The 17,034-nt window shown below is 75.9% G+C and carries 14 protein-coding genes; 9 read left to right on the top strand and 5 right to left on the bottom strand.

The annotated features are described in order from the left end of the window. Positions 1-14: 14 nt before the first annotated feature. Complete coding sequence (locus tag ABT369_RS53265) at positions 15-497, bottom strand: chemotaxis protein CheX (protein WP_350625584.1); 483 nt, start codon at positions 495-497, stop codon at positions 15-17. 79 nt (positions 498-576) lie between these two features. Between ABT369_RS53265 and ABT369_RS53260 the strand changes: the two genes are divergently transcribed. From ABT369_RS53260 to ABT369_RS53250, 3 genes are read left to right on the top strand one after another with little or no spacing between them, the layout of a single operon-like run. Beyond that, entirely contained in the window at positions 577-1,164 is a 588-nt protein-coding gene (locus ABT369_RS53260; protein ID WP_350625582.1) for a class I SAM-dependent methyltransferase, read from the top strand. A 21-nt stretch (positions 1,165-1,185) separates the two neighbouring features. Continuing rightward, complete coding sequence (locus ABT369_RS53255; RefSeq protein ID WP_350625580.1) at positions 1,186-3,972, top strand: hypothetical protein; 2,787 nt, start codon at positions 1,186-1,188, stop codon at positions 3,970-3,972. Then, complete coding sequence (locus ABT369_RS53250) at positions 3,969-6,764, top strand: hypothetical protein (RefSeq protein WP_350625578.1); 2,796 nt, start codon at positions 3,969-3,971, stop codon at positions 6,762-6,764. Before ABT369_RS53255 ends, ABT369_RS53250 begins: the two co-directional genes overlap by 4 nt. Here the strand turns inward: ABT369_RS53250 and ABT369_RS53245 are convergent. Together ABT369_RS53245 and ABT369_RS53240 are read right to left on the bottom strand one after the other, a co-directional pair. Next, entirely contained in the window at positions 6,737-7,213 is a 477-nt protein-coding gene (locus ABT369_RS53245; RefSeq protein ID WP_350625576.1) for a hypothetical protein, read from the bottom strand. The two genes, ABT369_RS53250 and ABT369_RS53245, sit on opposite strands and share 28 nt — an antisense overlap. A gap of 42 nt (positions 7,214-7,255) precedes the next feature. Then, positions 7,256-7,717, bottom strand: a complete 462-nt coding sequence (locus ABT369_RS53240) for a MarR family winged helix-turn-helix transcriptional regulator (protein WP_350625574.1) — start codon at positions 7,715-7,717, stop codon at positions 7,256-7,258. A 96-nt stretch (positions 7,718-7,813) separates the two neighbouring features. Here ABT369_RS53240 and ABT369_RS53235 point away from each other — a divergent pair, with 96 nt between their 5' ends. The 4 genes from ABT369_RS53235 (at position 7,814) to ABT369_RS53220 (ending at position 12,424) form a co-directional block, all read left to right on the top strand. After that, on the top strand, positions 7,814-8,440 hold the full coding sequence (locus tag ABT369_RS53235) for an FMN-dependent NADH-azoreductase (protein WP_350625572.1): 627 nt from the start codon (positions 7,814-7,816) through the stop codon (positions 8,438-8,440). A 98-nt stretch (positions 8,441-8,538) separates the two neighbouring features. Beyond that, complete coding sequence (locus tag ABT369_RS53230; RefSeq protein ID WP_350625570.1) at positions 8,539-9,048, top strand: SigE family RNA polymerase sigma factor; 510 nt, start codon at positions 8,539-8,541, stop codon at positions 9,046-9,048. Further along, positions 9,045-10,040: a hypothetical protein gene (locus tag ABT369_RS53225; RefSeq protein WP_350625568.1), complete on the top strand. Its 996-nt coding sequence runs from the start codon at positions 9,045-9,047 to the stop codon at positions 10,038-10,040. Before ABT369_RS53230 ends, ABT369_RS53225 begins: the two co-directional genes overlap by 4 nt. Positions 10,041-10,090: 50 nt before the next feature. Continuing rightward, positions 10,091-12,424: a putative bifunctional diguanylate cyclase/phosphodiesterase gene (locus ABT369_RS53220; protein WP_350625566.1), complete on the top strand. Its 2,334-nt coding sequence runs from the start codon at positions 10,091-10,093 to the stop codon at positions 12,422-12,424. Between the two features lie 54 nt (positions 12,425-12,478). Here ABT369_RS53220 and ABT369_RS53215 read toward each other — a convergent pair whose 3' ends face one another. After that, a complete protein-coding gene (locus tag ABT369_RS53215; RefSeq protein WP_350625564.1) occupies positions 12,479-13,603 on the bottom strand; it encodes a condensation domain-containing protein in 1,125 nt (374 codons plus the stop codon). A 275-nt stretch (positions 13,604-13,878) separates the two neighbouring features. Continuing rightward, a complete protein-coding gene (locus ABT369_RS53210) occupies positions 13,879-14,778 on the bottom strand; it encodes a hypothetical protein (RefSeq protein ID WP_350625562.1) in 900 nt (299 codons plus the stop codon). A gap of 133 nt (positions 14,779-14,911) precedes the next feature. On the opposite strand from ABT369_RS53210, the gene ABT369_RS53205 reads away from it, so the two are divergent. Together ABT369_RS53205 and ABT369_RS53200 are read left to right on the top strand one after the other, a co-directional pair. Further along, positions 14,912-15,475, top strand: coding sequence for a Clp protease N-terminal domain-containing protein (locus ABT369_RS53205; protein WP_350625560.1), 564 nt, complete (start codon positions 14,912-14,914; stop codon positions 15,473-15,475). Between the two features lie 117 nt (positions 15,476-15,592). Next, positions 15,593-16,852 (top strand): MFS transporter, encoded by a 1,260-nt coding sequence (locus ABT369_RS53200; protein WP_350625558.1) that lies wholly within the window; start codon positions 15,593-15,595, stop codon positions 16,850-16,852. The last annotated feature ends 182 nt before the right edge of the window (positions 16,853-17,034 follow it).

Here is a 17,034-nt window from a genome sequence, read left to right as displayed (position 1 = left end):
GTCCGGCTGCCGGCTCAGTGCCGCACTCCGCCGTCGATCTCCATCACCGACAGCTGCATCGCCCACTCCTCGAAGCCGGTGCGCAGCTCGCAGGAGGCGACGCTGCCCGGCCACACCACGTCCGCCTCGCCCAGCACGACCTGCGGCAGGGCGACGATCGACGGCTGCGGCAGCAGGCTCTTCACGTTCCCGGCGATGATGTTCATCAGCTCCCCGGCGGCGTCGACGATGTCTTCGAGCCGGACGCTGCCGATCGGCATCTCCAGCATCGCGGCGGCCATGGCGGCGGCCCCGTCCACCCGGCAGCGCAGGATCACGTGCCCGTGCCAGGCGCCCGCGATCGAGACGCCCGCGGTGACATCGAACGGCCCGGCGAAGGCGGCGGCGGGCAGCGGCTCGGCCGGCGGGCTCGCGCCGAGGTAGGCGGTCCACACCTGCCACACGATGCCCTGCAGGGCATCGGCGCTGACGACCCCGCCGTCGAGTTCGGACCGCACGAGTGCCCCATCGGCGCCCCGGCGGCCCGGTTGAGCAGAATGGAACTTTCACGGAGACCACCGACGAGAGGATGTCCGCGTGGCCGAGGAGAACGCCTGGTTGCGGCGCAAGGCCGAGGAGCCCGGGCACACCGGGTGGTATGTCCAGCGCTTCCGGGACCTGGCCGCCAGGGGGGAGGACCTGGCCGGGGAGGCGCGGCTCATCGACGCCATGGTGCCCCGCGGGGCCCGGATCCTCGACGCCGGCAGCGGCACCGGGCGGGTCGGCGCGTTCCTGCACGCGGCCGGCCACGAGGTCGTCGGCGTCGACTTCGACCCCGAGCTGGTGGCCGTGGCCGAGCAGGACCACCCCGGCCCGTCGTGGCTGGTCGGCGACCTCGCCGAGCTGGACCTGCCGGCGCCGGGCTTCGACGCCGTCGTCTGCGCCGGCAACGTCATCGCCTTCGTCGCGCCCTCGACCCGGGTGGAGATCCTGCGCCGGTTCAAGGCGCACCTGCGCGAGGGCGGGCGGGTGGTGGTCGGCTTCGGCGCCGGGCGCGGCTACGCCTTCGAGGACTTCCTCGCCGACGCGGCCGCCGCGGGACTGTCCCGGGACGTGCTGCTGTCGACCTGGGATCTACGCCCGTTCACGCCGGAGTCGGAGTTTCTCGTGGCCGTTCTGAGCTGAAGAGGTACTAGGGTCTGAGCGATGCTGGGGCTGGTGTTCGGGGCGCTGCGGGCTCGGCGGGTGCAGGCGCTGGTGATGCTGGCGCTCGCGGCGATGACCGTGGTCGCGGCCGGGGCCGCCGCCCGCGCCGCCGGCACCGCCGGGCAGGACGCCGCGCGGGCCCGGGTCGCGGCCGCCACCGTCGCCGAGCGCACCCTGCACGTGCGCGGCACCGTGGCCCCCGGCGACCGGCCCGAGGACGTGCTGCGGCGGATGGGCAACCTCGTCCACGTGCCCGTGGACGAGCGCGCCGGCGGCCTGCGCCTCGCCGGCGACCTTCTCGGCCCGGCGGGCGCCCGGCGGCAGAGCGCCGAGCTGCGCTCTGCCGAGCGGCTGTGCGCGAACCTGACGCTCAAGCAGGGCCGGTGCGTCAACGCCGACGGCGAGGTGGTGCTCCCGGAGGAGCTGGCCCGGCTGCTCGGCGCCGGGGTCGGCGCGAAGCTCGTGCACGAGACCGGGCTGACCGCGACGCCCGTGCCGCTGGAGGTCGTCGGCATCTTCGCCCCGGCGGACCCGGCAGGCTGGTTCTGGGCCGGCCAGGACGGGGTGGCCGCCTACACCACCGCCCCGACGGTCGCCGCGGCCGGGGCGACCGTCACCGCCACCTACGACGCGGTGCTGGAGCCGGAGGCGTTCGACGACGCCGCCGAGCTGCGCACGGTGCTCGACCGGCTGCGGGCGGCCCGCCTCGAGGTCACCTCCGGCGCGGCCGCGCTCGCCGACGCCGTGGCCGCCGACCGCCGCTCGGTGCGCCGCGGGATCGGCCTCGCCGAGGCGCAGATCCTGCTCTTCGGCGGGCTGGCCGTCGCGGTCGCGGCCGCCTACGCCGCCCAGGAGCGCCGCGGCGACGCCGCCCGGCTGGCCGTGCGCGGCCTGCCCCGCTGGCGCATCCGGGCCGCGACCGCCGGGCAGAGCCTGGTGCCGCTCGCGCTCGGCTCGATCTGGTCGCCGCGGCTGTTCGCGGCCGGGGTCGTCATCGTCGCCGCCGCCGACTGGAGCGCCACCCGCGGCGGGGTCACCGAGCTCATGCGCGACGTGCGCCCGCGCCGCCCCCTCGCGGCCGCCACCGCCGAGGTCTGCGCGCTCGGCCTGGCCGCCGCGGCCCTCTTCCAGCTCGTCGCCGCGCCCGCCGCCGACGTGCGCCGCGACACCGGCTTCGGGCTGGCGCAGGTCGCCCCGCTCCTCGTCGCGGCCGGGCTCGGGGTGCTCGGGACCCGGCTGCTGCTGGCCGCCGCCGGCCTCTACGGGCGCCAGGCGCTTGCCGCGGGCCGGCTGAGCGGGGCGCTGGCGGGGCTGACGCTGGGGCGCCGGCGCACCGCCTTCCGCATCATTCCCCTGCTCGCCGCCGCCACCTGCGTGCTCGCGCTGGCCGCCCAGGACTGGCAGGGCGGCGACTCCGCGCGGGCCGAGCGGGCGCGGGTGGAGATGGGCGCCGACCGGGTCCTGCGCGTCGCCCCGGTCGCCCGGGAGCGCCTGCTCGCCGCCGTCCGCGCCGCCGACCCGGGCGGGCGCGAGGCGATGGCCGTGGTCGTCACCGGCGCCTCCGCCGCCTCGCCGGTCGTCGCCGTCGACGCCGCGCGCCTGCGGGCGGTCGCCGGGGTCGACGGCGCCGCGCTGCACCCGAGCGCCCCCGCGCCGCTGCGGTTCACCGGCACCGACCTGGCCCTGCGCGCGAGCGGCGACGGGAACCGGGTGCGGTTCCTGTTGGCCGCCGAGGGCACCGGCGAGCAGGCGGTGGCCGAGTTCGGGCCGCTGTCGCCGCGGGCCGAGCCCCTCACCGCCGTCGTCCCGGCCTGCGACCGCGGCTGCCGCGTCGAGGCGGTCGAGGCCGACGGGGCGCTCAAGGCCCCCGTCGAGCTGCGCGAGCTCAGCGCGGGCGGCGCGACGGTCATCGCCGGGGACGTCTTCGCCGACCCGGCCCGCTGGCGCACCACCGTGGCCCAGGCGAGCGCCGGCATCCAGATCGTGCAGACCGGCGGGGTGCTGCGCATCGGCGACGCGCAGGCGCGCACCCGGCGGCCGGTGGACAGCCGGCTGTACGTCATCGACGCCCCGGTCCCGCTGCCCGCCCTGGCCGCCGGGGGCGCCGCGGACAACGACCGCCACGACCAGCCCGCGGCGAGCGTCTTCGGGGCCTCGGTACCGCTGGCGCCCCGCCCGGCCGCCCTCGTCCCGCGCGGCGGCGGCTCCGGCATCGTCGTCGACCTCGAGTACGCGGCGCGGATCGCGGCCGTGGCCGTCGGCACCGTCCCGTCCGCCGAGCGCCCCGAGGTGTGGCTGGCCCCGGGCGCCGGCGACGCCGTCATCGGGCGCCTGCGCGCGGCCGGCCTCGACATCACCGGCAGCGACAGCGTCGCCGCGGCCACGGACCGGGCCGACCGGCTCGCCCCGGCCGTGGCCGCGCTCGGCGACGTGGCCGGGGCCGGGATCGTGCTGCTGCTCGCCGCGGTGGCCGCGTTCGTGGTCGCCGCCGTCGACCGCCGCGACCGGGACGCGGAGACGGCGGCCCTGCGCCGGCAGGGCGTGCCGCACGGGTTGCTGGCGCGGGTCGAGCGGCGCGCCGCGCTGGCCCCCGTGCTCCTGGCGGTGGTGGTGGGCGTCGTGTCGGCGGTACTGCTGCGGGCCCTGGCCCCTCCGCCCGTGCGGGCCTTCACGGACTCGTGGCCGGTGACGCCGCCCGCGATCCAGCCCCTGGCGCTGCTGCTCGCCGGCCTGGCCGCGCTGGTGGTCTTCGGCGCCGTCGCGCTCCTGCGGGCGGGCCGCCGATGACCGCCCTGGTGCTCGGGATGCTGCGGTCCCGCCCCGGCCGGGCCCTGACCGTCGCGCTGCTGACCGCGCTGGCGACGGTCGCGGCCGTGGCCGCGCCCGTCTACGTCGAGCGCACCGACCGGCGCATCGTCGACGCCGCGGTCGCGCAGGCCTCCGTCCGGGAGCGCAACATCCTCGTCAGCGGCACCGTGGAGTCCGGCAACGACGGCACGATGCCGAACACGTTCGAGCGGCTCGGCTCCGGCTGGCTCGACGCGCCCGGCTACGCGTCGGTCTTCTCCTCGCAGTTCGCCGCGCAGCCGGCCGAGGTCCCGGTGGCCGACCCGGAGCAGCTCTCGCGGGTGGTGTACCGCGAAGGCCTCTGCGACCACGTGGTCGTCGTCGCCGGACGGTGCCTGATGGGCACCGGCGACGCGGTCCTCGGCGTGCGGGCGGCCGATCGGCTGCACCTGCGCCCGGGCGACGCGATCGCGCTGACCGGCTCGATGTTCGACTCCACCCAGAACCGCTACCTCGCGGCCGGCCCGGCCACGCCGGTCACCGTCGTCGGCATCGTGCGCGCGGCCGACGGCACCGACCCCTACTGGGGCAGCGGCGGCGCCCTGACCGACGCGGGCGGCCCGGCGTTCGCGGTCGACCGGCGCACCCTGGCCACCTTCGTTCGCCCGGCCGACCTGCAGACGTTCGACGCGTACCCGACGCCGGGCGCGATCAGCGTGCCCCACCTCGGCGAGTTGCGCGAGTGGGTGACGGCGTCGCAGCGGCGCGCCAACAGCGGCGCGCGGCTCACCACCGACCTCGGCGGCCTGCTGGACCGCATCGACGAGCGCCGGGCCGAGGTGCGCCGCACGGTGCCGTTCGCCGTCGCGCCGGTGCTGGTGCTCGCGTGGGCGGTCATCATCCTCGCCGTGGCCGCCGCGACCCGGGCCCGCCGCTTCGAGCACGGGGTCATCGCCCTGCGCGGCGTGTCCCGCCCCGGCCGCTGGTGGCTGGCGACGGGCGAGACGCTGGTGCCGATGCTGCTCGGCGCGCTGGCCGGCTTCACCGCGATCGGCGGCTGGAGCACCCCGGGGGCGTTGCTCTACGCGGCCGTGGCCGTGCTCGGGGCGCTGCTGGCGGGGCTGGTGGCCGGCATCCGTACCGTCTCCGGCCCGGTCACCGCCCTGCTGCGCCGCGTCGATGTCCGAAGTGGACGGTGGGGCGCCCGGCTGGCCGCGTTCGCCGCCGTGGCCGCGGCCGCGGCCACGTTCCAGGTCCGCGGCTCCAGCGGCGGGGTGGCCGCCCTCGCGCCCGCCCTGGTCCTGCTGGCCGCCGCGCTGCTGGCCGCCGTCGCCGCGCCCGCCCTCGCGGCTCGCCTGGGCCGCGCGGCCCTGCGCCGCGGCCGGCTCACGGGCGCGCTGGCCGGGCTGTGGCTGGCCCGCCGCCCGTCGTCGGCGCGCCTGCTCGCCGTGCTCGTGGTCGCCCTGTCCTCGCTGGCGTTCGCGGCCGCGGCCACCACCACCGCCGAGCGGCGCCGCGCCGAGCAGGCCGAGCGGGAGTTGGGGGCGGCAACGGTACTGTCCGTCGGCGCCCCGAGCCGCCGGGCGCTGCTCGACGCCGTGCGCGCCGCCGACCCGGACGGGCGGTACGCCATGGCGGTCGTCCCCTTCCCGGGCGGCCTGGCCGTCACGTCGCCGTTCGTGGGCTTCGGCCCCGGCTACGCGGCGCGGCTCCACCCGGCCGGCCTGCGGGAGCGCACGGTGGTGCGCGGAACGTCGCTGAGCCTCGACCTCGACGTCACCCACCTGGACCGCACCGACGACGCCTTCTCGGCGGTGCTCGCCCCGCTCGACGGCCGCCCGAACGCGACGATCGAGTTCGGCGCCGTCCTGCCCGGCCGCCACACGTACACGGCCGCGGCCCCCTGCTCCGGCGGCTGCGTCCTGCTGCAGGTGGCGTTCCGCCTGGCTCCCTACGCGGGCGCGGCGCTGGAGCTGACCTGGCACGACCCGCCGTCGACGGCCTGGCGGCCCCCGCCCGGCGGCACGGCCACGGCCCAGGGCACGGACCTGCTGCTGAAGCTCCCGCCCGGCCCGGGCGCGGCCACCGGCGTCCTGCGCCCGGACGACGGCCCGGCCACGCTCCCGGTGGTCTCGACGGGCCCGCTCCCGCCCGACGGCGGGCTGACCGTCTTCGACCGCCAGCGCCCGCTGACGGCCGAGGTGGCCGCGACCGTCCCGCGCCTGCCGCGGCTGGGCACGAGCGGGCTGCTGGTCGACCTCGAGTACGCGGACCGGCTCAGCGCGGACAGCACCGCGACGGGTGCGGAGGTCTGGCTCGCGGCGGACGCGCCCCCGTCGGTGACCGATGCGATCGCGGCCGCGGGCGTGACGGTGGACGAGCGGCGCACGATCGCCGGCGCACGGGCCGCCCTGGCGGGGGAGGGCGCGGCACTGGGTCTGCGCTTCTACCTCGTGGCGGGCGTGCTGGCGGTGGTGCTCGCGGCGGCGGCGCTGCTGAGCGGGACGGTCGAGGGCTCGTCGGGCGACCTGCGGGCGCTGCGGGCCCAGGGGCTCTCCGGCCGCCGCGCCCGCGCCGTCGAGCCGCTCGCGGCCGTGCTGCTGGTCGTGTTCGCGGGGGTGGTGGCGGTGCCGGCGACGGCGGCGGCCTGGGCCGCGGGCGCCCCGCCGCAACTGCGCGGCTGGCCACCGCTGGGCCCGCCCGCCTCGGCACTGGCGGCGGCGCTGGTGGTGCTGGCCGTCGTCGCGGTCCTCACCACCGCGGGTCAGGCGCGGCGGCGGATGAAGGCGTGAATGCGGGCCGCGATGTCGGGCAGGTCCTCGGAGCCGTCCACCACCAGGTCGGCGAGCTGGCGGCCGGGCGCCACGGTGCGCGCGTGGGCCTCGCGGCCGCCGCCGAGGTAGGCGCGCAGCACCGGGCGCGGGTCGTCCTGGCTCAGCGCGCGGCGGGCCAGGCTCAGGTCCAGGGGCGTGTCCACGTAGACGGTCCAGCGCGCGGCCCAGCGGATCGGGGGCAGGGCCAGCGCGTACACCCCCTCGACCACGACGAGCGGGGCCTCCTCGTGCTCGTCGAGGCGCTGCTGCAGCGACGGCAGGTCCACGCTGTGCTGGTCCGGCCCGGCGCTGTCGGCCAGGCCCACCACCGGGGCGTCGACCAGCTCGGCCACGGCGCCGGCGATGCTGCTCTTGCCCGCCCCCGCCGGGCCGCCGATGACGAGCAGGGGCGGCAGCACGCGCATCACGAGGCGTGACCCTACCGTGCGGGCCGCCCGCGCACGAACCGGTCAGCGGGACCGGCCGAGCGGCACGACGATCGATGCGTCGTGCGCGCGCAGCACCTTGCCCAGCGCGGCGGCGACGGACTGGGCCTCGGCGCGGGTCATCCGGCCGGTGAAGTGGCGCTCGATGCCGGCCAGGTAGGTGGGCGCGGCCGCCTTCAGGCGGGCGCGGCCGGCCGGGGTGAGCTTGGCGAAGGCCGAGCGCTTGTCGTCCGGGTTGGCGACGCGCTCGACCAGGCCCGCCCGCACGAGCTCGTCGACGACGCGGCTCACCCGGCTGCGGCTGACCACCGCGGCGGCGCCCAGGGCGGACATGGTGAGCCGGCGGCCGGGGGCGGCGTCGAGCTCGAGCAGCACGTCGTACCACGTCAGCGGCAGCCCGTGGGCGGCCTGCAGCTCCTGGTCGAGCACGGGCGTCAGCGCCGCGTGCACGCGCAGCAGCGCGGCCCAGGCCGCCGTGGAGTCCATGGTCACACCGTAGCAGTCTTGTGCGCGCGCACGCACTTTGGCTACCTTCGGCGCATCGACAAGTGCGTGCGCACGCACACGAATGAGGAGGACGCCATGTCCAAGCTGCTGCACATCTCGGCCTCCCCGCGGGGCGAGCGGTCGGAGTCGCTCGCCCTCGCGGGCACCTTCCTGGAGGCGTACCGCCGGCTGCACCCCGGCGACGAGGTCGGCGAGTGGGACCTGTGGGACGGCACCCTGCCCGAGTTCGGCCCCGCCGCCGCGGCCGCGAAGATGGACGTGTTCGCGGGCCGGGAGCCCGCCGGCCCGGGTGCCGAGGCGTGGCGCCGGGCCCGGGCCGCGTTCGAGCGGTTCGCGGCCGCCGACCGGTACCTGTTCTCGGTTCCGATGTGGAACGCCGGCGTTCCGTACATCCTGAAGCAGTTCATCGACGTGGTCAGCCAGCCCGGGATGGTCTTCGGCTTCGACGGCGAGCTCGGCTACTCCGGCCTCGTCACCGGGCGCAAGGCCGCCGTCATCTACACCAGCGCGGTCTACGGCGACGGGCGCGGCCCGGCGTTCGGCGCGGACCACCAGGCCCCGTTCCTCGAGGGCTGGCTGCGCTGGGCCGGCATCACCGACATCGCGGCGGTCGAGTTCCGCCCCAACCTGGCCGCCGCCGACGTCGACGCCCGCCGCGCCCGCGCCCGGGCGGATGCCGTCGAGGCCGCCGGGACCTTCTGAGGCGGCCCGGACCCCGCCGGCGGCGGTCCCGGCGGCGGGGTTAGAAAAAGTTCGTGAGCCGTGTAGCCGTTCCGCCCGCGCCGATGCGTTGAGGTGCCGTGACGTTCGAGGAGTTCGTGACGGCCCGGCTCGGGGCGCTGGTGCGCTACGCGTCGGTCGTCACCTGGGACGCCGACCTGGCCGAGGACATCGTGCAGAACGTGCTGGTCCGGGCCCAGGCGCGCTGGGAGCGCATCCGGCGGCTGGACGCGCCGGAGCGGTACGTCCAGCGGATGCTCGTCAACGAGTTCCTCTCGTGGCGGCGCCGCCGGGCCTCCCGCACGGTCCACGCCGGGGAGGCGCTCGAGAGCCTGCTCGCGCCGCAGAGCGACCCGACCGGCCGCTACGACGACCGGGACGCCGTCATGCGCCTGATCGGCGCGCTGCCGCCCCGGCAGCGCGCCGTCATCGCCCTGCGCTTCTACGCCGACCTGCCCGTCGAGGAGATCGCCGACGAGCTGGGCTGCCGGGAGAGCACCGTGCGCACGCACCTGCTGCGGGCGCTCACCACCCTGCGCGCCTCGCTGCCGGGCGCCATGCTGCCGGCGGGAAACGGAGAGCCGCGATGACCGACCCGATCGAGACCCTCGTGCGCCGGGCCCAGCAGGAGCGCGCCGCGGCCACCACGCCCGACCTCGACCGCATCCTGGCCGCCCTGCCCGCCCTGCGCCGGCGCCGGGCCCGCCGCCGGCGCACCGGGTTCGCGCTCGCCGCCGTCGCCGCGATCCTGGCCGTCGTGGCGATCGTCCTGCTGCCGGTCGGTACACCCGAACGAAACCTCCCGGCCGGACCGCCCTCGGCCCGACCGTCGCCGACGCGGTCCGAGCCGCTGGTGGCCATGCCCTACGAGCTCGAGCACCCGCCCGGCGACTACCGCGAGCGGCTGCGCACCATCGAGGAGGGCCCCACCTGGGTGACGGCCTCGCGGATCTACACCGAGACACCGCTCGACCCGCTCGCGTCGGACGCGGGAAGCCTGCCGCACCTGACGCTGACCGTGCGCGCCGGCGGCCTGCCCGAGGGGGAGCCGGTCGGCGTCGGCGCGGTGCGCGGCGTGCTCGTGGACGGCCTGCCGGACTCCGCGACGGTGACCTGGCCGGCCCGGCTCGGCGGCGTGGTCTCGTTCGAGGCCGTGCGGACCGGTTTGAGCCGGACCCAGGTGCTGCAGCTCGCCGCGTCCGTCGCGGATCATTCGCTGTGGCTGGACAAGCGGCTGATCCTCGGGTGGACGCCGGGGGAGGAGCCTGTCATCCGGTACACCCAGAGCCTCATGGACGCGGACCGCTGGTCGGCGACCGTGACCGCCGACGCCTCCGCCGAGGACCGGGGCATCCTGACCGCGACCCTCGCCCCCGGGCTCCCGGCCCGCCAGGACTCGCAGTTCGCGTCGCTGCACGCGCGCCCCGCCAGCTTCTACGAGGACCCCTACGCGCTGGAGGTCGACCAGCGGCTCCCCGACAACGACCTCGCGCTCATGGTCCGCTACCGCCAGGGCGGTGCCCCGCCGCTGACACGCGAGGAGTTCCTGGCCGCCGCCGAAGCCATCGAGGTGCGTGGCTGATACGGTATCGCGCGTACCGTCCTGATCACGTCGGGTGAGGATGGATTCAGTTGCCGCGCGGACCTGCGTCGAAGCCGCTGCTCGTCGCGGCCGCCTCCGTGGCCGTCGTCGTCGGGCTCGGCGGCTCGGGCCTGCTCTCCCCGTGGTGGTCGCAGTTCGTCGACGACCTCGGTCAGTTCGGCGCCGGGCTCGCGGCGACCCTCGCCTGCTGGCTCGGCGCGCCCCGGCACACCGGCGCCCAGCGGCGCTGGCGGCTCTGGATGGGCGCGGCCGCCTGCGGCTGGACCATCGGCCAGTTCATCTGGAGCTTCTACCAGCTGTTCCGCGACAACGCCCTGCCCTCGCCGTCGCTCGCCGACGCCGGCTACCTGACCCTGCCCGTCTTCGCGCTGCCGGCCGTCGTCTCGCTCGCGGCCGCCCGCCCGCCCGCCGACGCCCCGCGGCGGCGCCCCGGCCAGCTGGTGATGGTGCTCGACGGGCTCATCGTGGTCGGCGCGCTGTTCGTGCTCACCTGGGCGACCACGCTCGGCTCGGTGGCGCGCGCGGGCGCGGCGACCCCGTTCGCGTACTCCGTCGCCATCGCCTACCCGGTCACCGACCTCGTGCTGACCGTCATCGTCATCCTGCTGCTGGCCGCGTCCGCGCCGGCCGGCCGCGGCCAGCTGACGATCCTCGGCGCCGGGCTGCTGTGCCTGGCCTTCTCCGACAGCGTCTTCGCCTACCTGGTCTCCAAGGGCGCCGACAGCATGCCGCCGCTGGCCGACGCCGGGTTCGTCGCCGGCATGGCGCTCGTCGCCGTCGCCGCGCTCACCCCGGCCCGCCCGGACACGGCCCCCCCGGCCGCCCGGCACGCGCGCTGGGCCCACCTCATGCTGCCCTACGTCCCCGTCGCCGGCACCGGCGTGCTGCTCATCGTCCAGCTCGTGCGGGGCATCAACATGGACGGCGTCGAGATCGCCGTGGAGACCGCGGTCATCTCGCTGCTCATCATCCGCCAGGCGGTGACGCTCATCGAGAACGCGATGCTGCTCGACCGCGTCTCCGACAGCCAGGCGCGGCTGACGTACCAGGCCTTCCACGACGCGCTCACCGGCCTGTCGAACCGGGTGCTGTTCCACGACCGGCTCGAGCACGCGCTGGCCCTGCACCACCGCGACGGCCGCCCGCTGGCCGTGCTCTTCTGCGACCTCGACGACTTCAAGGCCGTCAACGACCGCTTCGGCCACCACACCGGGGACCGGCTGCTGCGCCACGCCGCCGGGCGCCTGCGCGCGGCCGTGCGTGACTCCGACACCGTGGCCCGGGTCGGCGGCGACGAGTTCGCGGTGCTGCTCGAGGGCGGCGGCGACCCCGGCGAGACGGCCGAGCGCATCATGGACGCCATCGGCCGGCCCTTCGAGTTCGACGGCGAGAGCGTCAGCGTGGGCGTGAGCGTCGGGCTGGTGCAGGCGGGCGAGCACGGCACCGTGCCGAGCGCCGACGCGCTGCTGCGCCGGGCCGACGCCGCCATGTACGCGGGCAAGCGCCAGGGGAAGGGGACGCTGGTGCGGTACCGCGTCGACCTCCCGGACGGCCGGGGCAGCTCGGATCTGGCCGAGGCGCTCGCCGCCACCCTGCGCGACGGCAACGGCCTCGACGTGCACTACCAGCCGATCGTCCGGCTGGCCGACGCCACCGTCGTCGCCGTCGAGGCGCTCGCCCGCTGGACCCACCCGAGCCTCGGCCCGGTCCCCACCGACGTGTTCATCGCCACCGCCGAGGAGATCGGCCTCATCCGGCTCGTCGACGACTTCGTGCTCGACCGCGCCTGCCGCGACGCCGCCGCCTTCCGCGGCCCGTGGGCCGGGATCGCCGTGCACGTCAACGCCTCGGCCGCGCGCCTGGGCCGCCCCGAGCACGAGGACACCGTGCGCGAGGCCGTGCTCCGGCACGGCCTCGTCCCGCACCGGCTGGTACTGGAGCTGACCGAGACCGCGCCGCTGCCCGACCTCGCCGAGGCCGCGGCGGCCGTGCACCGCCTGGGCCGCTTCGGGGTGCGCTTCGCGCTCGACGACTTCGGCACCGGGTACAACGCCCTCGCCCAGCTGCACGCCATGCCCGTCGACGAGGTCAAGCTCGACCGCACGTTCACGGTCGGCGGGGGCCGCAGCGAGGCGATCTGCCGCTCGATCGTGCAGATCTGCACGGGGATGGGCGTCGCGGTGGTGGCCGAGGGTGTCGAGACCGACGAGCAGGCCTCGGCGATGGCGGCGCTCGGCTGCCGTTTCGGCCAGGGGCACCGCTTCGGGGCGTCGGGCCCGTTGGCCGCGATCGCCCCGGCGGACGCCTTGGACGTTGTGGACGCCGCTACGGTGCGGCCGGACGCTCCATTTCCCGCCTTGTAAGGCGCGGCCTATGGTGCGGCCGGACGCCCCATTTCCCGCCCTGTAAGGCGCGGCCTATGGCGCGGCCAGACGCTCCATTTCCCGCATGATTTCTTCCGCGGCCTTCGGTTCGAGGTGGGCCGCGTCCAGGTAGAGGCTCAGGCGCAGTGTGCCCGGCACGTCGTCCACGTGCACGAACAGCGGCTCGAACGACGGCGCGTCCTGGGCCGTGACCCACCGGAACGCGGACTCGCCGGGCTCGATCGGCTCGTCGCGGGACGGGCCGCGGCGGTCGTTGAAGTAGCAGCCGATCTCGACGTCGTACCGGTCGATGAGCTCCTGCATACCGGCGTGATGGAAGTACGCGTACTTGTACGCCGCCGTCGTCACCCGCCGCGCCCGCGCGAGCAGCTCGGCGAAGTCCCCGCCCGCGGCCGGCAGACTGAGCAGCCCGGCCTGCGCGAGTGTGCACACGACACCGGCGAGTCCCGGCCGGAACCGGTTGCTCACCATCGGCCGGATGACCACCGGGTCGGTGCCGAGCACGTTGTGCAGCGCGCCCGCGAACGCCGCCAGGAGCACGGTCGAGCTGTCCAGGCCGGTGCTCTGGGCCCAGTGCCGCGCCGCGATGCCGAGGCCGGGGGAGGTGTACTCGCCGTGCCAGTACCGGGGCGCCTCGGTGACCTGCGGCTTCGGGAACCGGTCCGGCGCGACCGTGCCCAGGATGCCCTCCCAGTAGCGTTGCGCCGCCGCGTTGTGCCGCTGCCCGGCCGGCGACGACTGCCAGTGCGCCTGCGCGAGCGGCTGCAGCCCCTGGACTGGCGTGTCGGTGCGCGCGGCGACCTCGGCGAGCATCGTCAGCGCGCCGGCCGCGTCGGTGACGAAGTGCGAGATGAGCACCGCCATGTGCGTGAGTGTGTCGTCGCGGCGCACGACCGCCATGCGCAGCGGCCACTCGGTGGCGAAGTCGAGCTGCTTGCCCCGCCACGCGTCGCAGAGCTCGTCGGCGACGCGCTGGGCATCGGCCTCGCCCGCGTCGACGATCTCGAGGTCGATCTCGCCGCTGCGGTACACCACCTGCGTCGGCGTGCCGTCGGGCGCGAACCGCAGCAGGGTGCGCATCGGCTCGTAGCGGCTCATGAGGTATCGCAGCTCGTCGGCCACGTCGTCGACGGTGGTGCCGGGGGCTAACGGTTTCACGCCGCCTAACGGCAGCCACGTGCCCTGTTTCACGATCGCGGACCAGTTCTCCAGCTGACCCCACGACAGCGGGCCCTCGCCCGCCGAATCACCCTCGAACCCGACGCTGACACGTTCCGGCGCAGCAGGCATCCCGCCGGCCCTCCCATCCTCGTAGACGGCAGTGCACGGCCTCCCGAACCCGTCCGGCCACGGCGCGCGGCGGGCTGAGGCGGACTGCACAACGTGGCGGGTCGCAGCAGAACGCATCGGCGTCGGGTCGTAGCGTACGGTGCTCAGTTGATGTTTGACCAGGTGTCGTAGTCGTGTACCGCGATGCCCTGGTAGGTGCCGTAGCCCCGGGCGCCCGCGTCGATCGCGGCGAGCTGCTGCTGGAGCGCGGCCTGGGTCCGGCCGGCGAAGGTGCAGTAGGTGCAGTCGCTCGTCGGCTGGGTCTCCGCCGCGAGCCGGACGGGCTTGCGGCCAGCCTGGGCCCGGGTCAGCAGGTCGGTGCCGACGGCGAGGACGGCGGAGCCACTGTCGCGGTACGACATGACGGTGATCGCGTCGACGCGCGCGATGACGGCCTCGGCCAGGTTCTGCGAGCCGACCTTGACCGTCGCCAGCCAGAAGGGCACGTCGGCCTCGAGCGGCTCCGGCCCCGCCCGGCGCACGGCGTCGAGCATGGTGAGATAGCTCGCCGCAATCGCGGGCTGGTCCTTGAGCCAGTTCGGCAGGAGGTACGGCTCGACATCGAGGTGCACCCCGTCGAACAGCCGCAGCGCGCTGACCCGCTGCCGCCACGCCACGGCGTTCTGGGGGTTGACCGCCCAGCTCGGGTCCCCGCCGAGCGCGGAGAGCCTGATCCCCGCCGCCTTCGTCCGCGCGCGCAGGTCGCGCAGGCGCTTGACCTCGGCGGCCGAGGGCTGCCAGGGGACCGCCGCGAAGATCTCCTTCACGCCCTGTTTGTTCGCCCAGGCGACCACGGCGGCCGGGTTCGCCTGCGACCATAACCACATAGCACGGGCTTTGGCCTGTTGCTTCGCGGCCGTGGCCTTGGCCTCGGCGGTGGCCTTGGCGGTGGCCTTGGCCTTGGCGGTAGCGGTGGGCGCGGGTAGCGCCGCGCTTGCCGGACTTGGCACGAGCGCCGCCGCTGCGACCACGGCCGCCATTGCCGTGAATATCTTGCGCGTCATGGCTGAAGCGTGCGTGCCTCCGGTTGCCGCCGCGGTGCCGGGCTGGGGTAGAAAGGTCTCTCGTGTTCTGCCGTTTCACGACCGATGCCCGTGCCGCCGCCGGGCGTTCCGGGCTGGGGTAGAAAGGTCTCTCGTGTTCTCCCGTTTCACGACCGATGCCCGTGCCGTGATCGCCCGGCTGCCCTCGTTCGCCACCGCCGACGACCGCACCACGATCTCCCCGATGGACCTGGCCCAGGCCCTGCACGCCCACCGCGCCGGCAACGCGGCCGCGATCTGGACCGACCCGTGGCCCGCCGCCGACCTGCCGCCCTCCCCGACGGAGACCCCGTTCGACCCGGCGACCAAGGCCGTGCTGGAGCAGTCGTTGCGCGTGGCCCTGGAGTCGGGCGCCGAGCACATCGGCACCGAACACCTCCTGGCCGCCCTGGTCCGCACGTCCCCGGCCGCCGACTGGCTCGCCGAGCGCGGCGCTACGCGGGAGGCGGTGGACGAGCTGCTGACCCGCCTGGCCGGGGGCACGCACCTGGAGAAGCCGGCGGAGACACCCTCGGCGAAGGACCGCCGCGAGTGGAAGGCGGCCCGGGCCAACCTGACGGGCAGCAAGCAGCCGGGCCTGTCCCCGGCGTACACGATCGCGATCGCCGTCGTCGCGATCGCCGTCGTGCTGGCCCTGTGCATCTGGAGCGGCCCGTAGCCCCCACCGCCGCTCCTCCGTCCTGCTCCTCCTGCGCCTAATACGATCGACGGTCCCTCACACGTCGTGTGATGCTGCCCAGATGATCGACGGTCCGAGGCAACGGCCGCTCAGCCCATGAAGCGACCCGTCGGCGGGCTGCTGCGGACGCGGAACTTCTCCCTGCTGTGGATCGGGCAGTCCACCAGCGCGGTCGGCTCCGCGATCTCGACGGTGGCACTCCCGCTGGTGGCGGTCTCGACCCTGCATGCCGGCCCGGCCATGGTCGCCCTGCTCACCGCCGCCACCTGGTTGCCGTGGCTACTGATCGGCCTGCCGGTCGGCGTCTGGGTCGACCGCTGGCCGCGCCGCCGCACGCTGCTGGTCGCCGACATCGTCTCGGCGGCGGTGCTCGTCGTCATCCCGCTCGCGGCCTGGTCCGGCGCGCTGAGCATGACCCTGCTGGTGGTGGCCGCCCTGCTCGCCGGGGCCGCCGGTGTCTTCGCCAACGTGGCGTTCAACGCGTTCCTGCCCCGTCTCGTCGGCGCCGACGACCTCATGGAAGGCAACGCCAGGCTGCAGACCAGCGCGTCGGTCGCCCTGGTCGTCGGCCCGGGCCTCGGTGGGCTCCTGGCCCAGGCGGCCGGCGCGGTCAGCGGGGTCCTCATCGACGCCGTCACCTTCCTCGTGTCGGCGGCCTGCCTGCTCGGCCTGCGCTCCGGGCCGGAGCCGCGCCCGTCCGCGGGCGATCGCCCGGGCATGCTGCGCCAGGTCGCCGAGGGCATCGGCTTCATCGTGCGCGGGCGCCTGCTGCAGGCCATGCTGGTGGTCGCGGCGGCGACCAACTTCGCGATGCTGGGCATCACGGCCCTGCGCGTCGTCTTCCTGGTGCGCGCCGAGGGGACCGCACCGGGGACCGCGGGCCTGGTGATCGGCGTGGGCAGCCTCGGCGCCATCCTCGGCGCCGCACTCGCCTCACCCGCGTCCCGCCGCTTCGGCAGCGCCCGCACCTACCTGGCGGCGAACATCGCGGCCGCCCCGTTCGTGCTGTTGCTGCCGCTCGGCGGCCACGGCTGGCGCCTGACACTGTTCGCGGCGGGCTCCTTCCTCGCGCTGGCCGGAGCCACCATGTCCAACGTGATGACCATGACGTTCCGCGGCAACTTCGTGCCCGCGCACCTGCTCGGCCGGGTCACCGCGGCATCGCGGATCTTCGTCTTCGGCACCATCCCGTTCGGCGCGGCGACCGCCGGCCTGCTGGCCTCGGCGCTCGGCATCCGGCCCGCCATGTGGGTACTCGCCGTCCTCTACGTCCTCGCCCCTCTACCCCTGCTCGCCACCGAGGCCCGCACGTTGCGCGACTTCCCGGCGCAGGACACGGCAAACGCCGTTCGGTGACACGCCGCGCTCGGTCGCGCAGCGCGGCCGGTGGAGCCTGGATCACCCGCGTTGTGCGGCTGGTGGAGCTTGGACCACTTTGCGGGGCGCAGCGCGGCCGGTGGAGCCTGGATCACCCGCGTTGTGCGGCTGGTGGAGCTTGGACCACTTTGCGGGGCGCAGCGCGGCCGGTGGAGCCTGGA

Origin of the sequence: Dactylosporangium sp. NPDC000244 (genome assembly GCF_040300725.1) — a bacterium.
Taxonomy (GTDB): domain Bacteria; phylum Actinomycetota; class Actinomycetes; order Mycobacteriales; family Micromonosporaceae; genus Dactylosporangium.
Note: the sequence above shows the minus strand (reverse complement) of the source record. Positions and strands in the feature narration are given on the sequence as shown.

Excerpts from the sequence above, each read along its gene's own strand:
- ABT369_RS53235 (WP_350625572.1), top strand. The coding sequence starts at position 7,814 with ATGTCCAAGCTGCTGCACATCTCGGCCTCCCCGCGGGGCGAGCGGTCG.
- ABT369_RS53250 (WP_350625578.1), top strand. The coding sequence starts at position 3,969 with ATGACCGCCCTGGTGCTCGGGATGCTGCGGTCCCGCCCCGGCCGGGCC.
- ABT369_RS53255 (WP_350625580.1), top strand. The coding sequence starts at position 1,186 with ATGCTGGGGCTGGTGTTCGGGGCGCTGCGGGCTCGGCGGGTGCAGGCG.
- ABT369_RS53225 (WP_350625568.1), top strand. The coding sequence starts at position 9,045 with ATGACCGACCCGATCGAGACCCTCGTGCGCCGGGCCCAGCAGGAGCGC.
- ABT369_RS53200 (WP_350625558.1), top strand. The coding sequence starts at position 15,593 with ATGAAGCGACCCGTCGGCGGGCTGCTGCGGACGCGGAACTTCTCCCTG.
- ABT369_RS53210 (WP_350625562.1), bottom strand. The coding sequence starts at position 14,778 with ATGACGCGCAAGATATTCACGGCAATGGCGGCCGTGGTCGCAGCGGCG.
- ABT369_RS53240 (WP_350625574.1), bottom strand. The coding sequence starts at position 7,717 with ATGGACTCCACGGCGGCCTGGGCCGCGCTGCTGCGCGTGCACGCGGCG.